The sequence below is a fragment of the Pseudomonas emilianonis genome, from assembly GCF_023072625.1.
Classification (GTDB): domain Bacteria; phylum Pseudomonadota; class Gammaproteobacteria; order Pseudomonadales; family Pseudomonadaceae; genus Aquipseudomonas; species Aquipseudomonas paraveronii.
Map to the genome: position 1 here is coordinate 1 of NZ_JAKNRV010000158.1, position 11,601 is coordinate 11,601.

Annotated in this window: 8 protein-coding genes, 1 tRNA gene and 2 pseudogenes; 1 reads left to right on the top strand and 10 read right to left on the bottom strand. The window is 59.6% G+C overall.

What is annotated here, in order from left to right; all coding sequences use genetic code 11:
• The 10 genes and pseudogenes from L9Z73_RS16570 to L9Z73_RS16615 form a co-directional block, all read right to left on the bottom strand.
• Positions 1 to 807, bottom strand: a pseudogene (locus tag L9Z73_RS16570) (M48 family metallopeptidase); the annotation flags it as partial.
• Positions 808 to 943: 136 nt separating this feature from the next.
• Positions 944 to 2,521, bottom strand: coding sequence for a M48 family metallopeptidase (locus L9Z73_RS16575; protein WP_247402998.1), 1,578 nt, complete (start codon positions 2,519 to 2,521; stop codon positions 944 to 946).
• Positions 2,522 to 2,534: 13 nt separating this feature from the next.
• Positions 2,535 to 2,900 (bottom strand): hypothetical protein, encoded by a 366-nt coding sequence (locus L9Z73_RS16580; protein ID WP_017848541.1) that lies wholly within the window; start codon positions 2,898 to 2,900, stop codon positions 2,535 to 2,537.
• Between the two features lie 37 nt (positions 2,901 to 2,937).
• The gene (locus tag L9Z73_RS16585) at positions 2,938 to 4,281 is read right to left on the bottom strand and encodes a CHASE2 domain-containing protein (protein ID WP_247403001.1); all 1,344 of its coding nucleotides are present in this window, start codon (positions 4,279 to 4,281) and stop codon (positions 2,938 to 2,940) included.
• A 369-nt stretch (positions 4,282 to 4,650) separates the two neighbouring features.
• The gene (locus L9Z73_RS16590; RefSeq protein WP_247403004.1) at positions 4,651 to 5,115 is read right to left on the bottom strand and encodes a DUF2442 domain-containing protein; all 465 of its coding nucleotides are present in this window, start codon (positions 5,113 to 5,115) and stop codon (positions 4,651 to 4,653) included.
• Positions 5,103 to 5,331, bottom strand: a pseudogene (locus tag L9Z73_RS16595) (DUF4160 domain-containing protein). Before L9Z73_RS16595 ends, L9Z73_RS16590 begins: the two are co-directional and overlap by 13 nt.
• Positions 5,332 to 5,899: 568 nt before the next feature.
• A tRNA-Thr gene (locus L9Z73_RS16600) sits at positions 5,900 to 5,975 on the bottom strand.
• A gap of 130 nt (positions 5,976 to 6,105) precedes the next feature.
• Complete coding sequence (locus L9Z73_RS16605; protein ID WP_247403006.1) at positions 6,106 to 7,482, bottom strand: HlyD family type I secretion periplasmic adaptor subunit; 1,377 nt, start codon at positions 7,480 to 7,482, stop codon at positions 6,106 to 6,108.
• Entirely contained in the window at positions 7,472 to 9,625 is a 2,154-nt protein-coding gene (locus L9Z73_RS16610) for a type I secretion system permease/ATPase (RefSeq protein ID WP_247403009.1), read from the bottom strand. Before L9Z73_RS16610 ends, L9Z73_RS16605 begins: the two co-directional genes overlap by 11 nt.
• A 46-nt stretch (positions 9,626 to 9,671) precedes the next feature.
• A complete protein-coding gene (locus L9Z73_RS16615) occupies positions 9,672 to 11,024 on the bottom strand; it encodes a TolC family outer membrane protein (protein WP_247403011.1) in 1,353 nt (450 codons plus the stop codon).
• Between the two features lie 346 nt (positions 11,025 to 11,370).
• Here L9Z73_RS16615 and L9Z73_RS16620 point away from each other — a divergent pair.
• Positions 11,371 to 11,601 (top strand): retention module-containing protein (locus L9Z73_RS16620; RefSeq protein WP_247403014.1); only part of this gene is annotated, 231 nt, incomplete at its 3' end.

Here is an 11,601-nt window from a genome sequence, read left to right on the forward strand (position 1 = left end):
CCGCACCGTGGCGGGGCTGGAGGTCACGTAAAAGCCCAGGGCGAGGCTGACCACAATATGATCCGGCGGCGACGCGCCCAGTTTGTCGGCCAACTCGCGCACCTGGCGCCATAACCCGGGCGCCTGTTCAGCCGTCACCACCCGTCCGAACATCTCGAGCGGCGTGGGCTCGAACATCACCAGCATGTGCCGCAGTTGTTTGAGCAGCAGCCAGATCGAATACAGGCAGAATGCCGCGATTACCCCCAGCCACCCCATCAGCTTGACTTCGCCCTTGCCCAACTGGCCGATATGCCACAGCGCCAGGCCCTCATAACTCAACGCCAAGGCGACCGTTGCCGCCATCGCCACCACATGGCTCACCAGCACATAGGGCAATAACCGGCTGCCCAGGGAAAACACCTGCAGTAACTGTTCTCGCGACTGCTGCGCGCGCCGCCCCGCCCATTGCGTACCGGCCAGCGCGGCCACGCCGATCAGCGCGGCGAGCAGCCCCAGACCAATGACCCAGGCTGCCAGCGCGTGCAGGATGCGATTTATATGGCGAGCGGTAGGCAGCTCGGCCTCCATTCGCGCCAGTCGGGAGAGAAACTGCTCGGGGCTGAGGCCGTCACTGCCCACAGTAATGGGGATCGTAGGATTTTCCTCCAGCCACGTCCTCAGGACGGGCTTCATCACGTTGACATAGGCCTGGGCTTGGCCGGGAACCCGTGCGCCCTCGGTGGCGCGCTGCAATTCCCATGTTCCAACGCCGGCCAGCAGCAAGGGAGAAATGATCAGGAGGAAAATCAGTTTTATGGCGTTCATGGGAGTCCGTTCGCAACGCAGAATGCGAACGTTTATACCGAAGAACCGGTGGGGTGGGCGAGAGGAACGGTCTTCCCGGGCGCTAGGAAAAAGCGCCGCGGGAAGGAGGCGGGCTCCGTAGGCCTAATCGTCAACCTCAGGCTTTGGCCGGCGCCAGCTTCTTGCAGTTTGCCTTGCGGGTCGGGTATTGCTCGCACTTGCGCAGCACGGTTTGCACCTGCTGCGCGTTCTGCAATTGCTGATTGGCCAGCAACTTCTCGGTGATGAACAGTTCTTCCGAGCCCAGGTTGCGTTCGGCCTTGTCGATCATCGCCAGCGCCGATTCCCCATCGCCGCGCTTGAGGTGGTAGCTGATCATCAGGTCATAGGTCGACGGGCCTGCCAGGCTCCAGTCCTTGATGGCCTGCAACTCTTTCAAGGCTTCGCCGTTTTTGCCCTGGGCCAGGCGCACGGTGTACGCGGTGCGACGAATGCCTGGCTGATCCTTGACCGGCGAGGCCAAGGCTTTGCGGATAAACCCATCGGCCTCGGGCAGCTTGTTTTTCTCCAGGGCGTCGTTGGCGAAGTAGGCATCCTTGTAGCCCTGCATGGCCTTGGCCACTTGCGGCGTCCCTTTGATCTTCGCCCAACTCTCGGGGTTGATGCGCGCGCGGCGTTCCTGGCGGTATTCGCGCTGCAGGTACTGGCGCAACTCGGTGTCACGATCCATCGCTGACATGTGGGAGCGATTGAAATACTGGGTGGTCGCGGAGATGCCGGTGGTCAGCCCGTCTTTGACCAGCACGTCCAACTCCTGGGTAAAGCGGTTGAGATTGAACTGCTGCAGCGAATCCTGCATGGCGTTCTTGCGTGCGGTCAGGAAGCCGCTGAGCAACGGTTTCTGCTTGCCCTGGAAGTCGTTGAGGCGCTCCAGGCTATGGGTAGCGGCACGCGGTGCGTAACCGGCGCGGATCATCAAGTCGGTGCCGAGCAGGTCGGCCTGGTCTTCCTGGGTGCGGCCCCACGCGGTGCTCCATACATGGTCGGAAAACGTGTTGGCCAACGTGGTGTAGAGCACGGTGTTGCCGATGGTTTTCTGGGTGCCGGCGGGGTCTTTGCTGAACAGCTTCATCGTCCCGGAACTGCGGTCCACGCCGGTATCGGCGGCCATAGTGGCCAAGGCAACGGTGGACGCCACGGTGGTGAACATCTCTTTCTGCTGCTGGAAGGCCGCCATGCGGTCGTGGTGGTGCAGCAGAACGTGGCTCATTTCGTGGCCGAGCATCGCGGCGATTTCGTCTTCGCTGCCGACGTTATCCAGCATGCCCAGCGGCACGAAGACATTGCCGTAAGGGTCTGCCGAGGGCCCGAAGCTGTAACTGTCGGTGATCTTCACCTGCAAGGTCGGCAACTCACCCGGCCAGCCCTTGGACAGGCGCGTGACAATCCCCTGCAGGTACACCTGCAGCATCGGGATATCCACCAGGTTCTGCTGGCGTGCTTCGGCCGCCGGTACCGCGCGCCCGTCATAGCTCAAGCGCTGCTGGCTCTGGCGTTGCGGGTCGAGCTTGTAGTACTGGCGCACGTCGGTGTTATCCACGTAGTGGCCCTGGACCCTGGATTGGGTCGATGGGCCCACCAGGTTCAGGAACGCCTGGTCGGCGCCTTTCAATGTCGCGCAACCACTGAGTACCGTGCTGGCCAGCAAGCTGGCTGCCAATAGAGATCCCTTCACCGCACCGCTCCTTTTATTGATTGCAGCCCGCACCAAAACCGATGGTGGAGTTATTGCGGCTGTCTTTGGTCTGGCTTTTGGTCAGGCCCTGGCAGGGCAGGTCGACCACATTGAGCGGCGGCTCGATGCGCAGGTCCATGGTGTCCAGCCAAACCTTCTGGCCCGCCAGCTCAACCTGCACCAGATCCAGCGCCTTGTTGTACTGCAACACGGGGACGGGTTGGGTCGGCGCGTCTTTTTTCGGCAGCTCGCGCTGTTGTTTACCCTGTTCATCCAGCACCGCCACCGGGTCGGCCAGGAACGCCTTGATGCTGTGGGTTTCCGCCCAGGCACCCTGAGTGAAGAGCGCAACGAGCACGACGATCAGACTTCTGTTCATCCTTGGATTCCTTGAGTCAAATGACAAAGCGGCGCACTCAGCGATCACGATCGAAAAAGGCTTCGATCCGTTCGCTGAACAACACCAACGACAGCAACACAATGCCCAACACGTTCACCGGCGTGATGTGGCTGAGGCTCAGCAGCACACTCACCCCGGCAAGCGCGGACATCACCAACAGCCATGACGGGCACGGCGAAGAAAAAAACCAGATTTCCTGGCGCCGCCACCGGCTCCAGGTGCGCTGGCCCGCCAGCCGCCGCGCATGCAGCGCCTTGAGCACGGCGATCAACGCCAGCAGGCCCAGCTCCAGCAGGTCCAGCCAATTAAAGGGCAGGCCAGGAAAGTTGGCGGGCTCATGGTCATAGTCCATGCCCGCATTGATCAGGTTGTCGAGGGCCATGGCGTGCAGATAAACGCCAGGTAACTGGCCGTGTACCGGCGACTCCACCAGATCACCCGTCGAGGTGATATTGGCCCCGACCAGCACCAGGCGATCGCGCAGCAACTCGGCGACCAAGGCTTGGTCGTCCGGGTCGCTGACTTCTAGGTCGCTGGCCGCTAACGTCAGCGTATAAGGGCAGCGTGCCTGTTCCGAGTCATCGAGTTTCCAGAACACCGCCTGGAACAACTGCGCCACCCCATCCAGCAAAAAATGCCGCGCCGGCGCGCAGTGGCGCACGTCGGCGATCCGCGCCTGCTCCGGCGCCAGCTTCAGCCCCCATTGCACCGCGATCGGTTGCCGGCCTGCGGCGGTTTGAGCATCCACCGGCGGCGACGGGCAGGCCTGTGTCTCACAGAATGCGCGGTACAGCGCCAAGGCCGGGGTTTCCATCAGGCCTATCGGCGTATTCACCGCCAACGGGTACTTGTCGTCCACCCCCGCCCACGCCACCAGGCCCGGGCGACTGACCTCGACAAACGGCGCCAGCGTATTGGCCTGGCCTGCCTCGCCACGCGCCACCCCGGTATTGGCCAGCCACAAGGGAATGCCCTGGCGCTGATAGCGCTCGAACACATTCGCCAGTAACTGACTGCCCCGCGCCGGGTCGCCAAAAGAGTGGTCGTGGCTGTAAAGCAAATCGACGAACACCGCCTTGGGTTTAAACGCCAGCAAGCGCTTGAACAACTTGCTCTGCTCGCCATAGGGCATCGGCCAGGAGGTGGCGTTGCGCATCAGGTACGCATCATCGATCAACACCACCGCCACCCGCTGCTGGCCGTCATTGGCGTAGTGGCTGGCGAACATACGGTTGAGCCACTGCGCCGACGCCTTGTCGCTGGAACTGGCCAGGCCGAAAGGATCGAGGATCGCCAGCAGCACGATGAGGACCGCCAGCCAATAGCGGCGGTGTTTGAACAGCGGAGGGGTCGACAACATCCATGTCTCGATAAAAAGCACAAGCAAGACAGGGGTTTTAACGTGGCGGGGAGGGGGTGTCAATCGGGAAAGTGGCGAAGTGCCATATTTCTGCGTGTGGGTTGTCTGCCTAGTCTGAAACGCCTTGTTAGCCTTAGCGGCGCGACAACAGAATCCGGAGCGATTCAAATCGCTGCCGCTTTAAAGCCAGAATGTCAGCCTCTAAATTTAGAGGACCCAGGGCTATCGATGGCTGGCAAGTGAAGCATTGCTTACACATGTTCAGATCGCCAACGAGCGACTCACCAGCATGAGTGCCAACAACAAGATACGAAAACCCCGCACAGGGCGGGGTTCGGGGGCTACGTGATCAGTATCGCCGCTAAGGTTTCACGCGCGTTTGAGCTGGGGCTGTTCTTGCAGACGATCCCAACCCAGGCAGGCCAAGGCCAATGTGCGGGGCACCGCTTCGCGGCCGTTGCTGTAGCGGGTGATGCTCCGCGTGCCGACACCCAATGCCTCGGCGGCTTGCGACAGGTTGAGCCCGGTACGCGCACGCCAACCGATGAAGATGCGCGTGTTTTCATCCGGCGCTGCCTGAGCCAAGGCGTCCAGGTACAGCGTGTCGGCGCCGATTTGAATGTCCAGTTCGGGCCATTCCACCGTCCATCCGTCATCGCCCACGGTCGCGCCTTTGAACGCTTTGGTCGCTTGCAGCGGTTTGAGCCCTGGGTAGGAGGCCACGTCGCGGGTCATATCCAGCAGAAACTGTTGGCCGTCGATAAATGTCAGCTCCAGCACATGGCCGGGACGCGCCTGCACAGCCCGCAGGCGGGGGCGTTTCATGGATGCCATTTATGCCATTCCTCCAGTAATTCGTCTTGGTGCAAACGCACCCAGGCCAAAGCCTCTTTCAGCACCACCGTCGGCGCTCGGCCCAACATCGCCTCACATGTTTCAAGGCTTATCAAGACATCGACGCCGCCGCCCGTCAGTGTACGTGGGGCGGTAGGTGGTCTTTTCCCGCAGCTCTATGCGGTACTTTTCGCGAAATCGGTGTTTGGTAGACATGCTCGAAGCGTATCGCCAATTTGGCGATACATCAAGTTGTCGGAGGCGGTCATGAGCGCAGCGGCCACGTGGAGCTGAGGGGGTATCTCGACGGCCTGAGAGACGCTCAGGCTTATTTGTCGCCGCCTGGAGGCGCCTCAGTTACGGAGATCTTTGAGCCAAGGTTTTTAAAGTGCTCCGTCAATATTCACGAGCACTACACCGAGTGTTCAGGCAAACGTTACGCGGCTCGGTGGGCTAACGCCTCATGAAGCGAAGCAGATTGTTCGTTTTTATCAATTGGCTGACAGCGTTAGGTTGGATGTCACCGCTGGTGGTTTGCTTTTCAATGGGACGGCGGACTCAGACAGTTTCCGTGAGGCAGCAGATCTATTGGAGGCGGCTATGAAAATTGGCCGTGAATTGACATCGGAGCGTAATAGAAAGAAGTGGGGTGCGCGGAAAACTGCCGGTTAGTTTTTTGAGTGTGGACGTTTTGTGGACGTTTTCACTAAATTCGCCCTACACGTTTCTGAAATTTCCCATCCTCCAGAAACCACAAAGCCCCGCATTGCGGGGCTTCGAGATATGGTGCCGGCACCAGGAGTCGAACCCGGGACCTACTGATTACAAGTCAGTTGCTCTACCAACTGAGCTATACCGGCGTGTTAGGGCGACGATTATAGCGATTGAAAAAGTTCTGTAAACCCCTGAAATCTGACTATTTTTGCGAAAACCCAAGTTTTCGCCCTTCGCCCTGCATTTATCCGCTTCTCCAGCAACAAATTACCCCGATCAGCGCTCGTGCATGGCCTCTGCACGGGATTTGATGATCGGTTTGAGCAGGTAGCTCAAGATGCTCTTCTTGCCGGTGATGATGTCTACGGAGGCCACCATGCCGGGGATGATCAGCAGGGGTTTTTCGTCGGTGCCCAGGTGGCTGCGGTCGGTGCGCAGTTTGATGAGGTAGAAAGTGTTCTTCTTCTCTTCATCCATCACGGTGTCGGCGCCGATCTGTTCGAGTTTGCCTTTGAGGCCGCCGTAGATGGTGTAGTCGTAGGCGGTGAATTTGATCATCGCTTCCTGGCCAGGGTGCAGGAAGGCGATGTCTTGCGGGCGGATCTTGGCTTCCACCAGCAGCGTGTCGTCCAGTGGTACGACTTCGGCGATGTCGCTGCCGGGCTGGATGACGCCGCCGACGGTGTTGACCAGCATTTGCTTGACGATGCCACGCAGGGGCGAGGTGACCATGGTGCGGCTGACGCGGTCTTCCAGGCCTTTGGACGTGGCCTCGGCCTTGCTCAGGTTGGTGCGTGCTTCGTTCAACTGAGCCAACGCTTCGCTGCGGAATTTGCCGCGGGTCTCGTCGATTTTGCGCTGCACTTCGTTGATGGCGGCCTGGGCGCGGGGGATGGCCAGGGTGGTGCCGTCGAGCATGCCGCGGGTTTCCACTTCGGAGCGCTTGAGGCGCAGCACTTCTACCGGCGAGATCGCGCCTTGTTTTACCAGCGGTTCGGACATGCCGATCTCTTGGCGCAGCAGGCTCAGGCTGTTGCGGTATTGTTCCTGCTTGGAGGCGAACTCACGCTGTTCCTGCTGGCGTTGCAGCAATTGTTGTTGCAGCCCGCCAATTTCGTCGGACAGTTGCTGGCGTCGGCTCAGGTACAGCGACTCTTCGTTCGAGGCCTGGTTGGGCACCGCTTTGCGTGCGTCTTCGGTGATGTTCAGCGGGCGATTTTCGATCTCGGCGCTGAGGCGCTCAACACGCAGCTCCATGGCCACGCGGTCGGCTTCGGTTTCGCCGACGTTGGAGGCAAAGCGTGTGTCGTCCAGGCGTACCAGCGGCGCACCGGCCTCGACGATCTGCCCTTCGTGAACGTAGATCTGGGCGACGATGCCGCCTTCCAGGTTTTGGATCTTCTGGATGCGCGAGGAGGGGATTGCCTTGCCTTCGCCTTTGGTCACTTCATCGATGATCGCAAAGTGTGCCCACAGCAGCAGGAACACGAAGAAGCCGATCACGCCCCAAATGGTCAGGCGCACGATGCGCGGGGCGTCGTCGACCAGGGCTTTTTCGACTTCGGGCAAGGGCTGGTCTTCGAGCGAGTCGGTGCCCCTGAAATAGCCGAAGATGACGTCTTTCAAACGGCGTGAGCCGGAATTAAGCGACACTGATTTGCCCCTTTTTCAGCGCTTCCATAACGGCCGCTTTGGGACCGTCTGCGAGTATCTGGCCACGGTCGATCACCAGCAGGCGATCCACCAGGCTCAGCAGTGAGGCGCGGTGGGTAACCAGAATCACCGTCTTGTTTTCGATGACCGACTGCAAGCGCTGTTTCAGGCGCTCTTCGCCGGTGTTGTCCATGGCGCTGGTCGGTTCGTCCAGCAGCAGGATCGGTGGGTTCAACAGCAATGCGCGGGCGAGGGCGACGTTTTGTCGCTGGCCGCCGGAGAGGTTTTGCCCGCGTTCGCCCACTTGCAGTTCGTAACCTTGCGGATGCAGCCTGGCAAATTCATGCACGCCGGCAAGTTCTGAGGCCTGTAGCACCATTTCATCATCTACGTAGCGCGCGCCCGAGACGAGGTTGTCGCGCAAGGTGCCGGCCAGCAGTTGGATGTCCTGGGCCACATAGCCGATGTTATGACGCAATTCGCTGACATCGATCTGGCGAATGTCCACGCCATCGACCAGCAACGAGCCCGAGTCCGGCTGGTAAAGACCGACCAGCAGTTTGGCCAGCGAGCTTTTACCCGAGCCGCTGCGCCCGATGATGCCGATTTTCTCGCCCGGCTTTACATTCAGGTTGATGCCGCGCAGCGCCAGGTTTTGTTGGTTCGGGTAGGTGAAGTCGACTTCGCGGAACGTCATCGCACCTTGCAGTGCCTTGCGGCTGAGCGGGCGTTCGTCGTAGTTGCGTTCTTGCGGCAACTCCATCATCTGGTCGACCGACACCATCGTCACCTTGGCTTGCTGGTAACGCGTCAGCAGGCCCGACAGTTGGGCCAGCGGGCCCAGTGCGCGGCCGCTGAGCATGTAGCAGGCGACGAGGCCGCCCATGCTGAGGGCGCCATCAATGATTTGGTATACGCCGAAAATGATCATCGCCACGCCGGCCACTTGCTGGATCAGCAAGGTGATGTTCATGGCCAGGCCGGACAACACCTTAACCCGCAGTTCCAGGCGGCTGAGGGTGCCAATGGTCTGCTCCCATTGATACTGGCGTTCGCTTTCTGCGTTATTGACCTTGACCGCATCGAGCCCGGCGAGGGTTTCGATCAGGCTCGACTGGCGCTCGGCACCCAGGGCCATGGTGCGCTCCAGTGTCGCAGTCAGCGGTTTTTGCAGCATGTGGCCGATACCCAGGGCCAGCGGGAAGGCGATGATCGGAATCCACACCAGGTGGCCGCCGAGCATGGCGATCACCGCCAGGATGATCAGGGTAAAGGGCAGGTCGATCAGGCTCGCGAGGGTCAGCGATGTGAGGAAATCGCGCATCCCCTGGAATTCATGGATGTTCTGCGCAAAGCTGCCGACCCGTGCCGGGCGTACTTTCATCGCCATGCCCACGATGCGCTCGAACAGCGTCGCGGAAATGATCAGGTCGGTTTTTTTGCCCGCCAGGTCCAGGCATAAACTGCGCAGGCTCTTGAGCAGCAGGTCGAACAGGTAGGCGCCGCAGATACCAATAGCCAGCACCCACAGGGTGGCGGTGGCCTGGTTGGGGACTACGCGGTCATACACGTTCATCACAAACAGCGGTGCGGCCAGGGCGATCAGGTTGATCACCAGGCTCGCGGCGATCGCGTCGGCGTAGAGCCAGCGCGAGCGCTTGAGGGTGTCTCGAAACCACGAGCGTGCGCGCGGGATCAGCGTGCCGCTGGTGATGTCAAATTTATGCTGCGGTTGGGCGAAAAATACCCGACCGCTGTAATCTTGACTCAATACTTCACGGGTGAGGTGTACTTCGCCGCCGTCGCTTTCGCTGAGCAGCAGGCGCGCCGTGTCACCGTCCCATCCCAGCAGCACCGCGCTGCGCCCTTCCTTGAGCAGCAGCATGGCGGGCAGCGCGATGGACGGAATCTGTTCCAGCTTGCGTTGCAGCAACCGTCCCTGCAAACCCGCCCGAGCGGCTGCGCGCGGCAGCAACTCGGGGCTCAAACGCTGGGCCGCCAGTGGCAGCCCAGTGGTCAGCATCGCGCGGCTGGCGGGTTTGTAATGCAGTGAGCAGAGTGCCAACAACCCATCCAGCAGGGGGTCGTCATGCTGACTGCGCGGGTCATGGTTGAGTTGCGCCACACCTATTTCAGAATCCAAGCTGACTCTCACTTAATGCAGTTGAGTGGTCCAACTCCGTCAAGAATCAGTTCATCCCTGGCAGGTTTACCGACGGTTTAATATCGTTTTGCACAACCGATGCCATCGGAGCAACCACGCCCTGGCTTCTCAGCAGTTGGCCCATATCAGCCTTGATTCGATACTGCGTATATAGCTGCAGGCTTTTGATCTGCGCCAGACGCTGCTGAGCGGTGAACAGTTCATTCTCGCTGTCGAGCAAGTCGAGCAGTGTACGCTCACCGAGGCTGAACTGCTGCTGGTACGAGGTGCGCACTTTATTGCTGCGATCCACATATTGCTGCGCGATCGGCACCTGCTGGGTAGCGTTATTGTAGGCGTTCCACGCCAGGCCCAGCTCTTCGTTCAACTGACGCAGGGCGTTGTTGCGGATATCCAGCGCCTGGGTGGCCTGGGAGGCCTTGGACTGCAGGTTGGCCTTGTCGCTGCCACCGTTGAACAGGTTGAACTGCATGTTCAGCATGGCGGAATAGCCATTGTCATGGCCTTGTTCGCCGCCGATGTTGTTGTTGGCCGAGCGTTGCAGCACCGCATCAAAGCGCGGGTAGAAGGTCGACTTGGCGGATTCGTACTGCTTTTCAGCGGCGCTGATATCCGACTCGGCAGAGCGCAATGCCGGGCTGTCTGCAATCATCTGGCGACGGGCTTCATCCAGGCTGGCCGGCAGCAAGGTCACAACACCCGCTGGTTTCTCCAGTTGGTCTGGCTCTTGGCCGACCACGCTCAAGTAGTTGGTGTTCGCGTCAGCCAGGTTGGTCTGTTCGGTGATCAAGTTGTTTTGAGCTTGAGCCAGACGGGCTTCGGCCTGGTCCATGTCCGCCATTCTTCCGACGCCACGGCTGGTGCGCAATTTGATCTGGTCAAAAATACGTTCGTGGCTTTTCAGGTTGTCTTCTGCCAATTGCACCATCTCGCGACGGGTCAAGACATCCAGATAAACCTGGGCGACCGTCAGGGCGGTGCGCTCGGACGTATTGAGCAGCGCATAGCCACGGGAGTTGGCGGTGGCTTGTTGGCGGCCGATTTCATTTTGGGTGCCAAAACCTTGGAACAGGTTTTGCTGTAAGCGAATGGTTGACTCGCCGCGGTTCAAGGTCTTCCAGTCGTGGCTGTTGCTGGCCGCGCGGGTCGAGGTGTTATCCGAGCTTTCACGGCCATAACCGCCCAGCAAGTCGACTTTAGGCAGGTAGCCGCCTTTGGCTGCGTCGACTTGGTAGTCAGCAGCAATGCGTGCATTGACACCCGACTGGATCTCCGGATGAACTTCCACCGCTTTCTGCATCGCCTCCGTCAGGGTTTGAGCCTGTACGAAACTGGCGGCTAGAGCAAAAGGCAAAGCTTTGAATAAGTGCAAACGCATTGTGATTCTTCCCTGGGGATTGGTTGCCTGAAAAACCGCAACAAACTTGGATAGTGCATTGGAGTGGCAACCGAAATCACTGCTTGTCATGAGAGCTGGACGGTGCAAACAGAAAGTCGCGATGCCGCTTAAATATCAATGTGACATTACCGGGCAGATTGTTTAGGATGGCGTCAAATAGGTCAATACCTTGACGGAAAAGTAATTTGCTGATTGAAACAACAAATTATTGACGCCAAATTTTTTTACATGGGATTAACGTACTCCAGCTATTGAATCGGCACGAGAGAAAAAGGCCGGTCTCCATGATGGATACCCCTGAACGGTAATACACGGAGAGTCTTTTATGAGCAGCGTTGCGGTCGTCAAAAGCATTGTCGGTCAAGTGTTTGCGGTATCCCCGGAAGGGATTCGTCGCCTGCTGGTAGAAGGGGATCGCTTGTTCACTGGGGAACTGGTGGAAACCGGTCCTGGCGGCTCCGTGTCGCTGGAGCTTGCCGATGGCCGCACCCTGGACCTGGGTCGCGACAGCCAGTGGAGCGCGAACGCGCCTGACTCGGTGACCGACCTGAGCGCT

What these genes read in the sequence shown, in the direction of transcription:
- L9Z73_RS16615 (WP_247403011.1), bottom strand. Translation starts at nt 11,024, where the DNA reads ATGCGTTTGCACTTATTCAAAGCTTTGCCTTTTGCTCTAGCCGCCAGT.
- L9Z73_RS16580 (WP_017848541.1), bottom strand. Translation starts at nt 2,900, where the DNA reads ATGAACAGAAGTCTGATCGTCGTGCTCGTTGCGCTCTTCACTCAGGGT.
- L9Z73_RS16590 (WP_247403004.1), bottom strand. Translation starts at nt 5,115, where the DNA reads ATGGCATCCATGAAACGCCCCCGCCTGCGGGCTGTGCAGGCGCGTCCC.
- L9Z73_RS16585 (WP_247403001.1), bottom strand. Translation starts at nt 4,281, where the DNA reads ATGTTGTCGACCCCTCCGCTGTTCAAACACCGCCGCTATTGGCTGGCG.